The organism is Achromobacter sp. 413638, assembly GCF_043119405.1.
Lineage (GTDB): Bacteria > Pseudomonadota > Gammaproteobacteria > Burkholderiales > Burkholderiaceae_B > Achromobacter.
Genome location: NZ_JBICCO010000013.1, coordinates 1 through 17,745, shown reverse-complemented (window position 1 = coordinate 17,745; position 17,745 = coordinate 1). Strand labels below are relative to the sequence as shown.

Genomic DNA, 17,745 nt, shown 5'->3' with positions numbered 1-17,745 from the left:
GATTCCCCAGGATGTTGTCGGGTCAATGGGCCCGGACGGCGCCCGCTCCAGTGAGCCAAGCGACGGGCGGGCGCCAGTGTAAAGGCCCGCACGAACCCCCCGCAATATTTAAGTCCTCCCCCATAAAACATGTAACGCGCGCACCAGCGGGATGCCACGGATCCGGCTCCGCCGGTCCGCAGGCATGCCCCCTTGAGGGGGAAGCGCCAACGGCGCTTCGGGGGTGGCCCTTAATTTCAGCGCCAAAATGCCGTACTTGTCAGGACCTACCCCAGAAAATCACCAACAACGCGGGACTATCATGGCCATCAACCCTATCGGCAGCACCTCGAATAACGCCATGTTCGACCTCTGGAACCAGAAAATCCGGGCGAACAGAGAGGACAAGAGCGCGGACGGCTCGGATCCGGTCACCATCTCGGCGGACGGCAAGCTGCGCCTGAACGGCGAGCAAAGCGGCCTGAACGGCTCGAACAAGAAGGCCGAAGAGGCCGCGGACCTCGAGCCCAAGGAAGACGACGACATCTACACCCGCCAGATCAAGCAGTTGCTGCGCCAGCTGAGCAAGGTCATGGAGCAGATCCGCAAGATCGAGGCCAGCAGCATGCCGGCGGAGCAGAAATCGGAACAGCTGCAGTCCCTGAATTCGCAGGCCACGCAGATCATGGGCCAGATCCAGAAGGTCCTGATTGCCAAGGCCAAGGCGGCCAAGGCGGCCGGCTAGCCCTCTTCCCCTTCCGCTGCCACACGCTTTCGGAGCCACCCGTGCCCATCAATCCCATCAATGGCAGTTCCCACAGCAGCATGCTGGACCTGTGGGCACAGAAGATCCGCGCCAACAAGGAAGCCAAGGAGGCCGCCAGCACGGCCGACCCGGCCGACCCATCGGCCAGCGTGCGCGTCAACGGCGGCAAGTTGGGCAGCGTCGCCCAAAGCCAGGAATCCGCTTCGGCCGAACCCGAGGACGAATACACGCGTACCCTGAAGCAGCTCTATGCCCAGCTGGCGCGCGTGATGCAGCAATTGAAGGAAGCACAGAATGCCGACCTGCCCAGCGAGCAGAAGCTGGACCAGATTCAGACGCTGAACACGCAGGCGGTCAACATCCAGGGCATGATCGCCAAGGTCCAGTCCGAGCAGATGAAGAGCGCCGAACGGCGCGTGCGCGCGGCGCAGGGCTAGTGTGCTGACCGGTGGATGCGTCCGCACTGCGGGACAGCGCACTAGTCGATGGGTGCGCGGTTAGCGCGACGCCGCGCGTCGCGTTAAGCTCCCGGGATCCCCTTCCCTTACCGCTACGTACCCCGCATGACTGAAATCTGGTTCATCCGCCACGGCGAAACCGACTGGAACCGCCAGCGCCGCCTGCAAGGCTGGCAAGACATTCCGCTGAACGAGGCCGGCCGGCAGCAGGCCGTGCAACTGGCCGCGCGCATGCGCGACGAGGCCGTCCAGATGCGCTTCGACGCCCTCTACAGCAGCGATCTGCAACGCGCCCGCGATACCGCTCAGCCCGTGGCCGAGCAACTGGACCTGCGCATCCGCACCGAGCCCGGCATCCGCGAACGCGGCTTCGGCGTGCTGGAAGGGTTGGATCTGGAACATATCGACACGCTGGCCCCGGCGGCGGCGGCCTCCTGGAAGAGCCGCGATCCGCTGCGCCCGCTGGACGGCGGCGAAACGCTGGGCCAGTTCCAGTCGCGCGTGATTTCCACGGTGGACGACATCGCCGCACGCCATGGCGGCGAGCGCATCATGCTGTTCACGCACGGCGGCGTGCTGGACATCGTCTGGCGCCACGCCAGCGGCGTGCCACTCAACGCCCCGCGCGACGCGTCGATGCTGAATGTCAGCATCAACCGCGTCGGCGTGAGCGGTCGTGAATGGCAGGTGCTGGATTGGGGCGACGTCAGCCACGTGAGCGGCGAAACGCGCAACGACGTGGTGCGCTGACGCCCCGGGCGGACGGAATCAGCCCGCCTTGCGCGGCTTGCGCGGCGCGTTGCGCGCCAGCCTGTCATAGACCGCATTGGGCAACAGGCGCATCAGCCGCGCCACCACGCCCATCTGCCACGGAATCACCCGATACGACGCGCCGCGCTCGATGGCGACATGGGCGCGCCGGGCGAAATCCCCGGCATCCATCAGGAATGGCATCGAATAGGGGTTGTGCGCCGTCATCGCGGTCTTGATGTAGCCCGGCGCGATGGTCACGACCCGGATGCCGTCCCCCGCCAGTTCCAGCCTCAGGCTTTCGCAATAGGTCGTCACCGCCGACTTGGACGCGCTGTAGGCGCCCGCCCCCGGCAACCCGCGCACGCCGGCCACGCTGGAAATTCCCACCAGCCGCCCGCCGCCGGCGTCGCGCATCGCGCCGACGAAAGGCTCGAAGGTCGCCACGGTGGCCAGCAGGTTGGTATCGACGATGGCCTTGAACACGTCATAGTCCTCGCCATGCTCGGTCAAGGTGCCGGCGCTGATGCCGGCGCTGGCGATCACCACGTCCACCCGCCCCTGGCAGAAGGCGATGAAATCCGTGGCGGCCGCATGCAGGGCCTGGCGGTCGCGCACGTCCACGGCATAGCAGCGGTGCTGTCCGGGCAGGCTGGCGGCCAATTCCCGCAAGGCCGTCTCGCGACGGCCCAACAGGCCCAGGGTCGCGCCGGTCTCGGCGTAGCGCTGCGCCAGCGCGCGACCCAGGCCGCTGCTGGCGCCGGTGATGAAGACTCGGTTCATGACGGATGGAGAGGTCGGCAAGTAGGGGGACCGGCGGGCGGCGGGCAGAAAAAAGGCGGCGCCCCGTCACCGGAAAGCACCGCCTTCATGCTACAGCAAAGCCGCCCGGAACCTGCCTGGACGGATGCCGTGCGCTGGCCGTCCTACAGGAAGATCCAGGCCAGGATGCCGCCCACCAGCAGCCACTTGGTCAGGTAGTACAGCGGCTGGCTGCGCTTCTTCAGGGCCTTGCCGACCCGGCGCACCGCATACACGGCGCCGAAGATGCGGTTGATGCCGCCGGTCTTGTCGCCTTCCTGGTTGGGCGCGGCCGCCGCGCGCAGCAGGAAGCCGCCCACCACGCGGTTGACGGCCTGGGCCCAGCGAAAGCGCATCGGACGCTCGACGTCGGCGAACAGGATGATCCGGTTCTGATCCGTCTTGTTCTCGGCGTAGTGGATGAAGGTCTCGTCAAAGACCACGGCCTCGCCGTCGCGCCAGTAGTAGGTCTCGCCGTCGACATTGATGTAGCAGTCGGGGCTGTTGGGCGTGATCAGGCCCATGTGAAAGCGCAGCGAACCGGCATAGGGATCGCGGTGGCGCGGCAGCCGGCTACCCGGGGGCAGCGAGGCGAACATGGCGGCCTTGATGTTCGGGATGCCCTTGAGCAGTTCCGTCGTGACCGGGCACAGCGCGCTGGCCGAGGGATGGTCGGCGTCATACCACTTCAGGTAGAAGCGCTTCCAGCCGCTCTTGAAGAACGAGTTGAAGCCGGCGTCGTTGTACTTGTCGGATGCCTTGATATGCCCGTCGCCGAACAGGCGCAAGGCCTCTTCGCGGATCTCGTCGCAACGGTCCAGCAGCACCTTCAGCTCGGGAAAGTCCTTCAGGTCCAGGTACGGCTGGTTCGGCACGCTGGAAAACGCGTACATGAAGCAGTTCAGCGGCGCGGTGAACGTGGAATGATCCAGCGCCTGCCGCGAGAACCTGTGCCTGACCCGGCCACGGAAATGCACGACCGTGGCGCAAACGATGAATAACGCAAGAATGAACCACTTCATCCCTACACCTCCAGAATGACTTCGGGCGTGCCACGCACGCCCGAGAGCCTTATTTGTCCGCCAGGGACGCGTGAAGTTCCTGCAACGGGTACACCTGCAGGCCCAGGCCTTGGCGCAGGTACTGCATGCCCTCAACGGCGGCGCGGGCGCCGGCGATGGTCGTGAAGAACGTCACGCGCGCGGCCAGCGACTGCGTGCGGATGGTGCGCGAGTCGGCGATGGCGTTGCGACGCTCTTCGACGGTGTTGATGACCAGCGAGATCTCGCCGTTCTTCACCATGTCGACGATGTGCGGACGACCTTCGGTGACCTTGTTCACCAGCTGCACCGGAATGCCGGCGGCCTCGATCTCGGCGGCCGTGCCGCGCGTGGCGACCAGTTTGAAGCCCAGGGCGTGCAGGCCGCGCGCCACTTCCACGGCGCGAGGCTTGTCCTGATTCTTCACGCTGATGAACGCCGTGCCGGATTCCGGCAGGCGCACGCCGGCGGCCAGCTGCGACTTGACGAAGGCTTCGCCGAAGCTGTTGCCCACGCCCATGACTTCGCCGGTCGACTTCATTTCCGGTCCCAGGATGGTGTCCACGCCCGGGAACTTGACGAACGGGAACACGGCTTCCTTGACCGAGAAGTAAGGCGGCACGACTTCCTTGGTGACACCCTGGTCGGCCAGCTTGCGGCCGGCCATGGCGCGCGCGGCGATCTTGGCCAGCTGCAGGCCGGTGGCCTTGGACACGTAGGGCACCGTGCGCGAGGCGCGCGGGTTCACTTCCAGCACGTAGACGTCGCCTCCCTGGATCGCGAACTGCACGTTCATCAGGCCGTTGACGTTCAGGGCCTTGGCCATCATCGCGGTCTGGCGCTTGATCTCGGCGATCACGTCGGCCGACAGCGAGTACGGCGGCAGGCTGCAGGCGGAGTCGCCCGAGTGCACGCCGGCCTGCTCGATGTGTTCCATGACGCCGCCGATGAAGACGGTTTCACCATCGGACAGGCAGTCCACGTCGACTTCGGTGGCGTTGTTCAGGAAGCGGTCCAGCAGCACCGGAGAATCGTTGCTGACCTTGACCGCTTCGCGCATGTAGCGCTCCAGGTCCTGCTGCTCGTGCACGATTTCCATCGCGCGGCCGCCCAGCACGTAGCTCGGGCGCACCACCAGCGGGTAGCCGATCTCGGCGGCGTGGGCCAGCGCTTCGTTTTCGGTGCGGGCCGTGCGGTTGGGCGGCTGGCGCAGGCCGAGCTTGTGCAGCAGCTTCTGGAAGCGCTCGCGGTCCTCGGCCACGTCGATGGACTCGGGGCTGGTGCCGATGATGGGCACGCCATTGGCTTCCAGCGCGCGCGCCAGCTTCAGCGGGGTCTGGCCGCCGTACTGGACGATCATGCCGACCGGGTTTTCCTTGTGCACGATCTCCAGCACGTCTTCCAGCGTCAGCGGCTCGAAGTACAGGCGGTCGGAGGTGTCGTAGTCGGTGGACACGGTTTCCGGGTTGCAGTTGACCATGATGGTCTCGAACCCGTCGTCGCGCAGCGCCAGCGCGGCGTGCACGCAGCAGTAGTCGAACTCGATGCCCTGGCCGATGCGGTTCGGACCGCCGCCCAGCACCACGATCTTCTTGCGGTCGGTGGGCGCGGCTTCGCACTCTTCCTCGTAGGTGGAGTACATGTAGGCCGTGCGGGTGGCGAACTCGGCGGCGCAGGTATCCACGCGCTTGTACACGGGACGCACGTTGAGCTGGTGACGCAGCTTGCGCACCTCGGACTCGGACGAATCCAGCAGGAAGGCCAGGCGGCGGTCGGAGAAGCCGCGACGCTTCAGTTCCCACAGGGTGGCGTAATCCAGGTCGGACAGCGTCTTCTGCTCGAGCGCCAGTTCGATGTCGACGATTTCCTTGATCTGTGACAGGAACCACGGGTCGATGTGCGTGATGTTGTGCACTTCGTCCAGCGTGAAGCCCTGGGCGAAGGCGTCGCCCACGTACCAGATGCGCTCGGGGCCGGGCTCGCCCAGCTCGACCTGCAGCTTCTCGCGGTCGGTGGTCTTCTGGTTCAGGCCATCCACGCCGACTTCCAGCCCGCGCAGCGCCTTCTGGAACGATTCCTGGAAGGTGCGGCCGATGGCCATGACTTCGCCGACCGACTTCATCTGGGTGGTCAGGCGCGCGTCGGCGGTGGGGAATTTCTCGAACGCGAAACGCGGCACCTTGGTGACCACGTAGTCGATCGAGGGTTCGAACGAGGCGGGCGTGGCGCCGCCGGTGATTTCGTTCTTCAGCTCATCGAGCGTGTAGCCGACGGCCAGGCGCGCGGCGACCTTGGCGATGGGGAAGCCGGTGGCCTTGGAGGCCAGCGCCGACGAACGCGACACGCGCGGGTTCATCTCGATGACGATCATGCGACCGTTCTTCGGGTTGACCGCGAACTGCACGTTCGAGCCGCCCGTGTCCACGCCGATCTCGCGCAGCACGGCGATCGACGCGTTGCGCATGATCTGGTATTCCTTGTCCGTCAGCGTCTGCGCCGGCGCCACGGTGATGGAGTCGCCGGTGTGCACGCCCATCGGATCCAGGTTCTCGATGGAGCAGACGATGATGCAGTTGTCCGCCTTGTCGCGGACCACTTCCATCTCGAATTCCTTCCAGCCCAGCAGCGATTCCTCGATCAGCAGCTCGCTGGTGGGCGAGGCTTCCAGGCCGCGGCGGCAGATGGTTTCGAATTCCTCGGCGTTGTAGGCGATGCCACCGCCCGAGCCGCCCATGGTGAAGCTGGGGCGGATCACGGCGGGGAAGCCCGAGGTGCCGACTTCCGCGGCGATGCGGCGCTGCACTTCCCAGGCTTCGTCCATGCTGTGGGCGACGCCCGACTTGGCCGATTCCAGACCGATGTCGGTCATGGCCTGCTTGAACTTCTGGCGGTCCTCGGCCTTCTCGATGGCGTGCTCGTTGGCGCCGATCAGCTCGACGTTGTGCTTCTTCAGCACGCCATGGTGAGCCAGGTCCAGCGCGCAGTTCAGCGCGGTCTGGCCGCCCATCGTGGGCAGCAGCGCATCGGGCTTCTCGCGCTCGATGATCTTCTCGACCGCCTGCCAGGTGATGGGCTCGATGTAGGTGACGTCGGCCGTTTCCGGGTCCGTCATGATGGTGGCCGGGTTGCTGTTCACCAGGATGGTGCGGTAGCCCTCGGCCTTGAGCGCCTTGCACGCCTGGGCGCCCGAATAGTCGAACTCGCAGGCCTGCCCGATGATGATGGGGCCGGCGCCGATGATGAGGATGCTTTTTAGGTCTGTACGCTTGGGCATGATGCGATCTTTACTTTTGGCCGGCCATCAGGCTGATGAACTTGTCGAACAGCACGACGATGTCGTGCGGGCCGGGGCTGGCCTCGGGGTGGCCCTGGAAGCAGAAGGCCGGACGGTCGGTGAGCTCGAAGCCCTGCAGCGTGCCGTCGAACAGCGAGACGTGCGTGGTGCGCGCGTTGGCGGGCAGGCTGGCCGCGTCCACCGCGAAACCGTGGTTCTGGCTGGTGATGAACACGCGCTTGGACGCTAGGTCCTGCACGGGGTGGTTGGCGCCGTGGTGGCCGGTCTTCATCTTGACGGTCTTGCCGCCCACCGCCAGGCCCATGATCTGGTGGCCCAGGCAGATGCCGAACACGGGCAGCTTCTGGTCCAGGAACTTGCGGGTGGCTTCGATGGCGTAGTCGCAGGGCTCGGGGTCGCCGGGGCCGTTGGACAGGAACACGCCGTCGGGATTGAGCTTGAGGACTTCGTCGGCCGTGGTCTGGGCCGGCACCAGCGTGATGCGGCAGCCGCGATCGGCCAGCAGGCGCAGGATGTTGCTCTTGACGCCGAAGTCGTAGGCCACGACGTGGAAACGGGACTGGTCGGGCGCGGTGTAGCCTTCGCCCAGCTCCCAGGTGCCCTGGGTCCAGTCGGCGCGGTCCTTGATGGACACGACGCGGGCCAGGTCCTGGCCGGCCATGCCGGGGAAGCCGCGCGCCAGCTCGACGGCGCGCTCGGCGTCGGCGCCGACGAAGATGCAGGCGCCCTGGGCGCCCTTCTCGCGCAGGATGCGCGTGAGCTTGCGGGTGTCGATGCCGGAAATGGCGACGATGCCCTGCTCGGCAAGGTACTCGGGCAGCGATTGCGTGGAACGGAAGTTCGACACGCGGGCCGGACAGTCGCGGACCACCAGGCCGGAGGCGTAGACGCGGTTCGCCTCGACGTCCTCGGCGTTGACGCCGGTGTTGCCGATGTGCGGATAGGTCAGCGTGACGATCTGGCCACTATAGCTGGGATCGGTGAGAATTTCCTGGTACCCGGTCATGGCGGTGTTGAACACCACCTCGGCGACCGTATGGCCAGGCGCACCGATCGATACGCCTCGAAAAATGGTACCGTCCGCCAGAGCCAGAATTGCAGGAGGGAAGCGGTTGAGCCCCTCGGGAAAGAGTTGCGGCAGCACAGTAAACCCCGGTTTCAGAATCTATAATTAAACCTTCGGATTATACCTTGAGCGGCCCTAATTCCCGGGAAACCGCGCCAAATAAGGCCGAAACGGGTGATTTCATCCTGCCGGCCGCGCATCGTCGCCCGGCCGCGCGCCGGCCCGCGACATCGCGACGGTGATACGCTAGGGCCTGTTCCAGGTCGCCGCGCCCGGCAAGGGCTGCCGGCGGCCGCAATCCCCTAGCAGCGAGCCGCACCACCCATGTCCAGCCAACTCGACGCATTGCGCCTTCACACCACCGTGGTCGCCGACACCGGGGACTTCGAAGCCATGAAGGCCTTGCGCCCCACCGACGCCACCACCAACCCGTCCCTGATACTAAAGGCCGTGCAGCAGGACGCCTACCGCCCCCTGCTGGAACGGACCGCGCGCGACCATCGCGGCGCTTCGACCGCCGAACTGATGGACCGCCTGCTGGTGGCCTTCGGCCAGGCCATCCTGAACATCGTGCCGGGCCGCGTGTCGACCGAGGTCGACGCGCGCCTGTCCTTCGACACCCGCGCCACCGTCGAGCGCGCGCGCAGCCTGATCGCGCTGTATGAAGCGGCCGGCATCGCGCGCGAGCGCGTGCTGATCAAGATCGCCTCCACCTGGGAAGGCATCCAGGCGGCCCGCGCGCTGCAGGCCGAAGGCATCCGCTGCAACCTGACGCTGCTGTTCTCGCTGCCGCAGGCGGTCGCCTGCGCCGACGCCGGCGTGCAGCTGATCTCGCCCTTCGTGGGCCGCATCTACGACTGGCACAAGAAGGTCGCCGGCGCCGGCTGGGACGAGGCCGCCAATGCCGGCCCGAACGATCCCGGCGTGCTGTCGGTGACCCGCATCTACCGCTACTACAAGCAGTTCGGCATCGCCACCGAGATCATGGGCGCCAGCTTCCGCAACGTGGGCCAGATCCTGGCGCTGTCGGGCTGCGACCTGCTCACCATCAGCCCCGAGCTGCTGAACAAGCTGGCGGCCACCGAAGGCGACGCGCCCGCGCAGCTGCGCGCCGGCGATGGCGCGGGCCACATCGCGCGCATCGCCTCGGACGAGATCAGCTTCCGCGGCCTGCTCAACGAGGACGCCATGGCCACGGAAAAACTGTCCGAAGGCATCCGGCTGTTCGTCGCGGACGCGGTCAAGCTGGACGCGCTGATCGAAGCGCAGCGCGGCTAGGATCCACGGCGGGCAAACAAAGGCCGGGCGGCAAGCCCGGCCTTTTTCATCCTGTCTCGCGCCGCAGCCGCCTGCAGCCGAGCCCGCCATCAGCGGTGATCGTGCGTATGGACCTGCAAGGCTTCCAGGAAGCGCGACACCATGTTGTAGGCAGCCACCGTGGCCGTCAGCTCGACCAGCAGCTTGTCGCTGCCCATGGCCTGGCGCGCGGCCTGGAACACGGCGTCGGGCACCTGCACCTGACGCGTCATGGCGTCGGTATAGGCCAGCACGGCGCGCTCGCGCGCGTCGAACAGCGCCGAGTCCTGCCAGCCGTCCAGCGCATCCAGCTGCGCCTGCGTCACGCCTTCCTTCAACGCGATCGGCGCATGCTGGTCGGCCTCGTAGGGCGCGCCGTTCAGCACCGCCACCCGCATGATGACCAGCTCGCGCAGGTCGCCCGGCAAGGTGCTGAGCTGGCGGATCGAGGTCAGGTAATTGAGCCAGCCGCCGGCCACCGCCGGGCTGTGCAGCAGCATCTGGTACAGATGCAGCACGCTGCCGCGCTCGGCGACGATGCGCTCGACCAGCGGCTGGGCCTCGGGATGGGACAGGTCTGCGTAGGGGATGCGCGCCATGGTCTGGCTCCGTTCAGATTTTTTCGGTTTCGCCCGACTTGGGCTGCCACTTCATCAGGCGCTTCTCGCCCAGGCCGACGATGTAGTCCAGCGCCAGCGCGAACGCCGTCAGCACCACGATGCCCGCGAACACGGTGTTCACATCGAAAGTGCCCTCGGCCTGCAGGATCAGGTAGCCCACGCCACTGGCCGAACCCAGGTACTCGCCCACCACCGCGCCCACGAAGGCCAGGCCGACGGAGGTGTGCAGGCTGGAGAACACCCAGCTGGTGGCGGACGGCAGGTACACGTGGCGCAGCAGCTGGCGGCGGCGCGCGCCCAGCATGCGCGCGTTGTCCAGCAGCGTGGGGCTGACCTCGCGCACGCCCTGGTAGACGTTGAAGAACACGATGAAGAACACCAGGGTCACGGCCAGCGCCACCTTGGACCAGATGCCCAGGCCGAACCACATGCCGAAGATGGGCGCCAGGATCACGCGCGGCATCGAGTTGGCCGCCTTGATGTAGGGATCCAGGATCGCGCTGGCCAGCGGCGACAGCCCCAGCCACAGCCCCGCCCCCAGGCCCGCCGCCGTGCCGATGAAGAACGCCAGCACGGTCTCGGTCAGCGTCACCCACAGATGCGTGTAGATGTCGGCGTTGGTGACGAACCACGCCCAGATGCGGCCCCACACCTTCAGCGGCTCGCCGAAGAAGAACGCCACCTTGGGATCGCGCGAGGCCAGATGCCAGACGCCCAGGATCACGACCAGCAGCAGCAACTGCCAGAAGCGCAGGCTGGCCGAACCCGGTTTGATCAGAGACTTCGACATGTCAATCTTCCGTTCTGCAATTGCACCCCCCTTTTGCCACAGACACGCCTCACGACCAAAGTAACGGCCGCCATCAAAGCCAGACTGCCGTCAAAGCGGGGCCGCCGCGGAGCCGGCTTTGCCGGGCCGCCCGCGGCGCCCCCCTGGGGGGGAAGCGCCGCAGGCGCTTCGGGGGGGGATCATTTCCTTTGTTGCGCATAGCCCTTGAGCACTTCCTCGCGCAGCACGCCCCAGATCGCGGCGTGCAGCTCGACGAAACGCGGATGAGTGCGCACCTCAGCCACGTCGCGCGGACGCGGCAGGTCGATGGCGAACTCGCCGATCGGATGCGTGCCGGGCCCGGCCGACAGCACCACCACGCGGTCGCTCATGGCGATGGCCTCGTCCAGGTCGTGAGTGATGAAGAGCACGGCCTTGCGCTTGGCCATCCACAGGTCCAGCACTTCGTTTTCCATCAGCTGGCGCGTCTGGATGTCCAGCGCCGAGAACGGCTCGTCCATCAGGATGATGTCGGGATCGCGGATCAGCGTCTGCGCCAGCATCACGCGCTTGCGCATGCCGCCGGACATCTGGTGCGGGTAGCGGTCCTCGAAACCGCCCAGGCCGACGCGGCGCATCCATTCGCGGCCCCGCATCTCGCCTTCCTGGCGCGGCACGCCGGCGAAATCCAGGCCGGCCATCACGTTGTCCAGCGCGCTGCGCCACGGCAGCAGCGCCTCGCCCTGGAACATGTAGCCGGCGCGGGCATTGATGCCCGACAGCGGCTGGCCGAAGACCTTGACCTGCCCCGAAGACGGCGCCAGCAGGCCGGCGCCGACGTTCAGCAAGGTGGACTTGCCGCAGCCGGTGGGGCCGACCACGGACACGAACTCCCCCGGCGCGATGGCCAGGGAGGTGTCGCTGACCGCGGTGTAGCGTTGCGAGCGGTCGTCGCGGGAAACAAAGGTGCAGCTGATGTTTTCCAGCGCGAGCGCGGCTTCAGCCATTGGGGTACTTCTCGTTGGCGCGGCGCGCGAAATCGTTGGTCCAGACCTTCGAGGCGTCGATCTTGGCGGCGTCGAAATCGGCCTGGTAGGCAGCCAGCGCCTTGAGCGCGGTGGCCGCGCCGTCTTCCGGGATCAGCCCGTCGGGCGACAGGCCTTCCAGGCTCTTGGAGATGGCGGTCTTGTACACGGCCGGGTCGCCCAGCAGATAGCTTTCGGGCACGACCTTGGCGATTTCATCGGGGCCGGCCTTCTGGATCCACTTGTCGGCGCGCACCAGCGCGTTGGCCAATGCCTGGGTGGTGTTGGGATTGGCGTCGATGAAGGCCTGCGGCGCATACAGGCAGCCGGCCGGCATATTGCCGCCGAAGATCGCCTGCGTGTCCTTGAGCGTGCGCGTGTCGACGATGATCTGGATCTCGCCCGGCATCTCCAGCATGGACACCACCGGGTCGGTATTCGAGATGGCGTCGATCTGGCCGCTGCGCAGCGCGGTCACCGCGCCCGCGCCGGCGCCCACGCCGATGATGGACACGTCGGAGGCCTTCAGGCCGTGCCTGGCCAGGAAGAAGTTGACCACCATGTTGGTGGACGAGCCCGGCGCGGTCACGCCGATCTTCTTGCCCTTGAGGTCCGCCGGGCCCTTGTAGCCAGGCATGGCCTTCTTCGACACGCCCACGCCGATCATGGGCGCGCGGCCTTGCAGCGCGAAGGCGCGGTAGAACTGACCCTTGGACTGCATGGCCAGCGTGTGCTCGAAGGCGCCCGACACCACGTCGGCGCTGCCTCCCACCACGGCCTGCAGGGCCTTGGAGCCGCCGGCGAAGTCGGCGATGCTCACGTCCAGCCCTTCGTCCTTGAAATAGCCCCGCGCTTCGGCGATGGATAGCGGCAGGTAGTAGATCAACGGCTTGCCGCCGACGGCGATCTGCACCTTGGTCTTTTCCAGCTTCTGCGCGCGCACGATGGCGGGGGCCATGCCCATGACGCCGGCGGCACCGGCCATCTTGAGCAGATCACGACGAGTGACTGTCATTGCTTGTCTCCTGGTTCTCGGGCCTACCGATGGCGCCGGTCTTCGCCAGCTCGTCGATAGCCGCTGAATCATACCCCAGCGATTTCAGGACTTCCTCGGTATGTTCCCCTAATTCCGGCCCGATCCAGTGCGTGCCGCCAGGGGTTTCGGACAGCTTCGGCACCACCGCCGGCAGCTTGACCGGTGAGCCGTCGGTGAAGCGATGCTGCTCGATCATGCCGCGCGCCAGGAACTGCGGATCGGCGAACATGTCGGCCACGCTGTAGATCTTGCCCACGGGCACATCGGCCCGTTTGAGCGTATCCAGCGCCTCGTCGATGCCGCGTCCGCCGCACCATTGCTGAATGGCGCCGTCGATCTCCTCGACGCGGCGGGCGCGGCCGTCGTTGCGCGCCAGATCGGGATCGGTGGCCAGGTCCTCGCGGCCGATGGCCTGCATCAGGCGGCGGAAGATGGCGTCGCCGTTGCCGGCGATGACCACGTTCTGGCCGTCGCGGGTGGTGTAGGTGTTGGATGGCACGATACCCGGCAGCGCGCCGCCGGTGCGCTCGCGCACCACGCCGGCCACGTCGTACTCGGGCACCAGGCTTTCCATCATGTTGAACACGGCCTCGTACAGCGCCACGTCCACCATCTGGCCCTGCCCCGCCCGGCAGGCCTCGCCAGCCTGGCCGTTCCAGCGGCCGCCTGTGGCGTCGCGATGGCGCAGCGCCATCATCGCGCCGATCACGCCATGCAGCGCGGCGATCGAATCGCCGATGGAGATGCCGACCCGCAGGGGCGGCCGGTCCGGATGGCCCGACACATAGCGCAGGCCGCCCATGGATTCGCCGATGGCGCCGAAACCCGGCTGGTCCTTCATCGGCCCGGTCTGCCCGTAACCGGACAGGCGCACCATGATGGTCGCGGGATTCAGCGCGCGCAGCTGCTCGTAGCCCAGGCCCCACTTCTCCAGCACGCCGGGACGGTAGTTCTCGACCACCACGTCGGCCTCCAGCGCCAGCTGACGCGCGATGTCGCGGGCGCGCGGATCCTTGAGGTTGAGCGCGATGGAGCGCTTGTTGCGCGCCTGCACCGACCACCACAGCGAGTTGCCCTGGTGCAAATGGCGCCAGCTGCGTATGGGATCGCCGCCGCCCGAGCCGTCCGGGCCGTGCGGGGTCTCCACCTTGATGACGTCGGCGCCGAATTCGCCGAAGATGCGCGCCGCGAATGGGCCCGCGATTAGCGTGCCCAACTCCAGGACTTTCAGCCCTGTCAAAGCCGACATGGTTTGTCTTCCTCTGGTGGATGACGCCAGCCGCGATACATTGCCGCGGCCGTGCGCCGCGTCGCCTGGGCGACGCGATAGGTCTAGGTGCTCTTGCGCTCCATCAGTGCCCAGGCGATGGTGCCGGCGTCCACGTACTCAAGCTCGCTGCCCGCCGGCACGCCGCGCGCCAGCCGCGTGACCTTCAGCCCGCGCTCGGACAGGGCCTCGCCCAGGAAGTGGGCGGTGGTCTCGCCCTCGGCGGTGAAGTTGGTGGCCAGGATGACTTCCTGCACCACGCCGTCGGTGGCGCGACGGATGACGCGGTCGAAATCCAGCTCGCGCGGGCCGATGCCCTCCAGCGGCGCGACCCGGCCCATCAGCACGTAGTACAGGCCACGGTAGCCGTGGCTGGACTCGATCATGTTCTGGTCCGCTGGCGTCTCGACGATGCACAGCAGCGAGGGATCGCGCTTGGGATTGGCGCAGGTGGAGCAGATCTCGTCTTCGGTGAAGCTGTTGCAGCGCGCGCAATGACGCAGGTTCTGCACCGCGCCTGCCAGCGCCCGGCCCAGCATGTCCGCACCCTGCAGATCGTGCTGCATCAGGTGGTAGGCCATGCGCCGGGCCGAACGCACGCCCACGCCGGGCAGGCGCCGCAGGGCCTCGATCAGCGAGACCAGTGGTTCGGGTTCAGGCAGTTGGGGATCCATGACGCGGCGGCCTCAACCAGGCTAGTCAGTTGTCCGTGGCGCGGGCGCGCGACATCAGAAGGGGAACTTCATGCCCGGGGGCATGGGCATGCCGGCGGTCACCGACGCCATCTTTTCCTGCGAGGTCGCCTCGGCCTTGCGCAGCGCGTCGTTGAACGCCGCGGCCACCAGATCTTCCAGCATGTCCTTGTCGTCGCCCAGCAGCGACGGGTCGATGGCGACGCGCTTGACGTCGTGGCGGCAGGTCATGGTGACCTTGACCAGGCCGCCGCCCGAGGCGCCCTCGACCTGGATCTCGGCCAGCGCGTCCTGCGCCTTCTTCATGTTTTCCTGCATCTGCTGCGCCTGGCGCATCAGGCCGGCCAGTTGTCCTTTCATCATGGCGATGTTCCTTGAACTAAGGGGTGTGATCGGGAATGTGCCGCCGCGCTAGCGGGCGGCGGAGGCGTCCACGTGGCGGACCGAACCGGCCACCACCTGGCCGCCGAAATCGGATACCAGGGCCTGCACGAAGGGATCGACGGCGACCGCGTCCTCGGCGGCCTGCTGGCGCGCGGCACGCTCGGCCTGGGCCACGGCATGCGCAGTGGCATCGCCGACCGCGCCCACGTCCACGTCCAGGCGGATGCCCTGGCCGAAGTGTTCGCACAGCACGGTCTGCAGGCGCACGCGGCTTTCGCTTTCGGCCAGCGTCTTCACGGCCACGCGCAGCACGATGGCGTCGCCCTGCACGCCGACCCATTCGCTCTGGCGCGCCAGTTCGGCCGCCAGGCCGGTGACCGGCAGGCGCGCGGCCAGCTCGGGCCAGGAAGCCTGCGTCATGTCGGCGATGCGGGCGCGGGACTGGCGCTTGCGCGTGGGCGGCGCTTCTCGGCGGACCGGCGCGGCGGCGGCCGGCGCGGCCGATGACGGCGCGCTGGCCAGCGTTTCGAATTCGTCATCCGGATCGGACGTGAAGCCGCTGTCCGGCACGAAGCCGCCTTCGGCTTCGTAGGGAATTTCCTCATCGACCCAGGACGGCGGGCCATCGGGTTCATCCTGCGCCGGCGCGGGCGCCGTGACGGCGGAGGCCGCCGGCGTCACGGCCAGCGCGGCGGCGCCGGGCTTGGCTTGTACGGCGGCAGGCGCGGCATCGGGCAACTCTTCCCAAGGCGGCACGCCTTCCGGCGCGGACTCGGGCGCGGCGGAAGGCTCGGCCGACCTTGCCGGCGCGGCCTGAACCACGGGGGCAACGCTTGCGGATTCCTCCGTGGCTGGCGCGGCAGGCATGCCGGATTGCGGGGCAACGGCCTGGGACGCGGCCGCTTGCGGTGCGACGGCTGGCGTTGGCTGCGCGGGCGCAGCGGATTCAGGCGCGACGACAGGCGCCAGGGCCGGTGCAACCGACGCTTCGACCTCTGCCGCTTGCGGATGCGGCGCAGCCACGGGCGCCGGGGTCGAGACAGGCGCGGCGGCGGCCACGGCGGGTTCGGCCGTCTGGCGCGCCGGCGCGGCCGGCGCTTCCAGCGCGGTCTGCGGGCCGGCCTCGCCGTTCAGCGCCAGCATACGCAGGCAGGCCATGATGAAGCCGGCGTACTCGTCGGGCGCCAGCGTCAGCTCGCCGCGGCTGTGCACGGCGACGGAATAGAACAGCTGGACGGCGTCCGGATGCAGGGCCTGCGCCAGCCGCGAGATATCGGCGGCCAGCGGGTCTTCCGCCGGCGTGACCCCGGTCACGCGCTGCTCGATCGCCACGCGCGAGAGCAGCACCGCCAGGTCCGCCAGCGCGCCGGCATAGGACAGGCCACGGATGGCCAGTTCGTCGGCCACGGCCAGCACGCCCTTGGCGTCGCCGGTGGCCAGCGCGTCCAGCAGCCGCACCAGATGACGCTGGTCGATCGTGCCCAACATGCCGCGCACGGCTTCTTCGGTCAGGTTGCCGGCGCTGTAGGCGATGGCCTGGTCGGTCAGCGACAGGGCGTCGCGCATGGAGCCGGCGGCCGCCTGGCCGATCAGGCGCAGCGCGGGAATCTCGAAGCCGACCTGTTCCTGACCCAGCACGGCCTGCAGATGGCCGACAATGGAGTCGGCCGGCATCTGCTTCAGGTTGAACTGCAGGCAGCGCGACAGCACGGTCACCGGGATCTTCTGCGGATCGGTGGTCGCGAGGATAAATTTGACGTGCGGCGGCGGCTCTTCCAGCGTCTTGAGCATGGCGTTGAACGCATGCCCGGTCAGCATGTGGACTTCGTCGATCATGTAGACCTTGAAGCGGCCCGCGCCCGGCGCGTAGACGGCCTGCTCGAGCAGCTGGGTCATTTCCTCGACGCCACGGTTCGAGGCCGCGTCCAGTTCGAGGTAGTCGACGAAACGGCCGGAATCGATCTCGGTGCAGGCGCGACAGACGCCGCAGGGCTTGGAGGTGATGCCGGTTTCGCAGTTGAGCGACTTGGCCAGGATGCGCGACAGCGTGGTCTTGCCCACGCCTCGGGTGCCGGTGAACAGCCAGGCGTGGTGCAGTCGCTGGGTGTCCAGCGCGTGCGTGAGCGCGCGCACCACGTGATCCTGTCCCACGAGGGTATCGAACGATCGCGGCCGCCACTTGCGGGCCAGTACCAGATAAGTCATGGCTGGATTGTAGAGCCTTTGCAAGAGCCGTTGCCTACCCCCGCGAAATGCAAAAGGGACGGAATCATCTTCCGGGGAATCCCCCGTGGAAAATAACCCCGTCCCCTTTGCGAAAACCGGTTGGCGAGCCTGACTCCGGCACTGACCCTAAACGACTATGGCTGCTTCGTTCCCGACCTGACCAGGTTCACCGTCGAACCATGCGGAGGGGCCCGCCAGTACGAATTCTAGCAGAGCTGCGCTCTGCCTGCGAATTCGTGCTGGCGGGCCCCCGAGGGGGCCTGGATGTGCGGCCC

General features: G+C 67.3%; 16 protein-coding genes and 1 other RNA gene. 4 read left to right on the top strand and 13 right to left on the bottom strand.

Going from position 1 to position 17,745, the window contains the following annotated elements; translation table 11 throughout:
- Positions 1 to 301 precede the first annotated feature (301 nt).
- From ACEU5R_RS07715 to ACEU5R_RS07705, 3 genes are all read left to right on the top strand, one after another.
- Positions 302 to 724, top strand: a complete 423-nt coding sequence (locus ACEU5R_RS07715; protein WP_103275741.1) for a hypothetical protein — start codon at positions 302 to 304, stop codon at positions 722 to 724.
- Positions 725 to 765: 41 nt separating this feature from the next.
- On the top strand, positions 766 to 1,182 hold the full coding sequence (locus tag ACEU5R_RS07710) for a hypothetical protein (RefSeq protein WP_392409721.1): 417 nt from the start codon (positions 766 to 768) through the stop codon (positions 1,180 to 1,182).
- Positions 1,183 to 1,308: 126 nt separating this feature from the next.
- Positions 1,309 to 1,953 (top strand): histidine phosphatase family protein, encoded by a 645-nt coding sequence (locus tag ACEU5R_RS07705; protein ID WP_392409720.1) that lies wholly within the window; start codon positions 1,309 to 1,311, stop codon positions 1,951 to 1,953.
- Positions 1,954 to 1,971: 18 nt separating this feature from the next.
- Here the strand turns inward: ACEU5R_RS07705 and ACEU5R_RS07700 are convergent, their stop codons facing one another.
- The 4 genes from ACEU5R_RS07700 to carA form a co-directional block, all read right to left on the bottom strand.
- Positions 1,972 to 2,736 carry an SDR family oxidoreductase gene (locus tag ACEU5R_RS07700; protein ID WP_103275744.1) on the bottom strand — a complete coding sequence of 255 codons (765 nt, stop codon included), beginning with the start codon at positions 2,734 to 2,736 and terminating at the stop codon, positions 1,972 to 1,974.
- Positions 2,737 to 2,879: 143 nt separating this feature from the next.
- Entirely contained in the window at positions 2,880 to 3,776 is an 897-nt protein-coding gene (lpxO, locus tag ACEU5R_RS07695) for a lipid A hydroxylase LpxO (protein ID WP_103275745.1), read from the bottom strand.
- Positions 3,777 to 3,825: 49 nt separating this feature from the next.
- On the bottom strand, positions 3,826 to 7,068 hold the full coding sequence (carB, locus tag ACEU5R_RS07690; protein WP_392409719.1) for a carbamoyl-phosphate synthase large subunit: 3,243 nt from the start codon (positions 7,066 to 7,068) through the stop codon (positions 3,826 to 3,828).
- 10 nt (positions 7,069 to 7,078) lie between these two features.
- Positions 7,079 to 8,233 carry a glutamine-hydrolyzing carbamoyl-phosphate synthase small subunit gene (carA, locus tag ACEU5R_RS07685; protein WP_199770908.1) on the bottom strand — a complete coding sequence of 385 codons (1,155 nt, stop codon included), beginning with the start codon at positions 8,231 to 8,233 and terminating at the stop codon, positions 7,079 to 7,081.
- Between the two features lie 246 nt (positions 8,234 to 8,479).
- Here carA and tal point away from each other — a divergent pair, with 246 nt between their 5' ends.
- Positions 8,480 to 9,433, top strand: a complete 954-nt coding sequence (tal, locus tag ACEU5R_RS07680; RefSeq protein WP_392409718.1) for a transaldolase — start codon at positions 8,480 to 8,482, stop codon at positions 9,431 to 9,433.
- An 89-nt stretch (positions 9,434 to 9,522) separates the two neighbouring features.
- Here the strand turns inward: tal and ACEU5R_RS07675 are convergent, their stop codons facing one another.
- From ACEU5R_RS07675 to ffs, 9 genes are all read right to left on the bottom strand, one after another.
- On the bottom strand, positions 9,523 to 10,050 hold the full coding sequence (locus ACEU5R_RS07675) for a carboxymuconolactone decarboxylase family protein (protein WP_103275748.1): 528 nt from the start codon (positions 10,048 to 10,050) through the stop codon (positions 9,523 to 9,525).
- Between the two features lie 13 nt (positions 10,051 to 10,063).
- The gene (locus tag ACEU5R_RS07670) at positions 10,064 to 10,861 is read right to left on the bottom strand and encodes an ABC transporter permease (RefSeq protein WP_212314114.1); all 798 of its coding nucleotides are present in this window, start codon (positions 10,859 to 10,861) and stop codon (positions 10,064 to 10,066) included.
- Between the two features lie 179 nt (positions 10,862 to 11,040).
- Positions 11,041 to 11,847: an ABC transporter ATP-binding protein gene (locus tag ACEU5R_RS07665; RefSeq protein WP_392409717.1), complete on the bottom strand. Its 807-nt coding sequence runs from the start codon at positions 11,845 to 11,847 to the stop codon at positions 11,041 to 11,043.
- On the bottom strand, positions 11,840 to 12,880 hold the full coding sequence (locus ACEU5R_RS07660; protein ID WP_392409716.1) for an ABC transporter substrate-binding protein: 1,041 nt from the start codon (positions 12,878 to 12,880) through the stop codon (positions 11,840 to 11,842). Before ACEU5R_RS07660 ends, ACEU5R_RS07665 begins: the two co-directional genes overlap by 8 nt.
- Positions 12,861 to 14,150 (bottom strand): CaiB/BaiF CoA transferase family protein, encoded by a 1,290-nt coding sequence (locus tag ACEU5R_RS07655; RefSeq protein WP_392409715.1) that lies wholly within the window; start codon positions 14,148 to 14,150, stop codon positions 12,861 to 12,863. The genes ACEU5R_RS07660 and ACEU5R_RS07655 overlap by 20 nt, the downstream gene beginning before the upstream one ends.
- A gap of 83 nt (positions 14,151 to 14,233) precedes the next feature.
- Positions 14,234 to 14,842 carry a recombination mediator RecR gene (recR, locus tag ACEU5R_RS07650; RefSeq protein ID WP_103275753.1) on the bottom strand — a complete coding sequence of 203 codons (609 nt, stop codon included), beginning with the start codon at positions 14,840 to 14,842 and terminating at the stop codon, positions 14,234 to 14,236.
- Between the two features lie 54 nt (positions 14,843 to 14,896).
- Entirely contained in the window at positions 14,897 to 15,223 is a 327-nt protein-coding gene (locus ACEU5R_RS07645; protein ID WP_103275754.1) for a YbaB/EbfC family nucleoid-associated protein, read from the bottom strand.
- A gap of 48 nt (positions 15,224 to 15,271) precedes the next feature.
- On the bottom strand, positions 15,272 to 17,449 hold the full coding sequence (locus ACEU5R_RS07640; RefSeq protein ID WP_392409714.1) for a DNA polymerase III subunit gamma/tau: 2,178 nt from the start codon (positions 17,447 to 17,449) through the stop codon (positions 15,272 to 15,274).
- Between the two features lie 119 nt (positions 17,450 to 17,568).
- Positions 17,569 to 17,666: signal recognition particle sRNA small type (ffs, locus tag ACEU5R_RS07635), an RNA gene on the bottom strand.
- Positions 17,667 to 17,745: the final 79 nt, after the last annotated feature.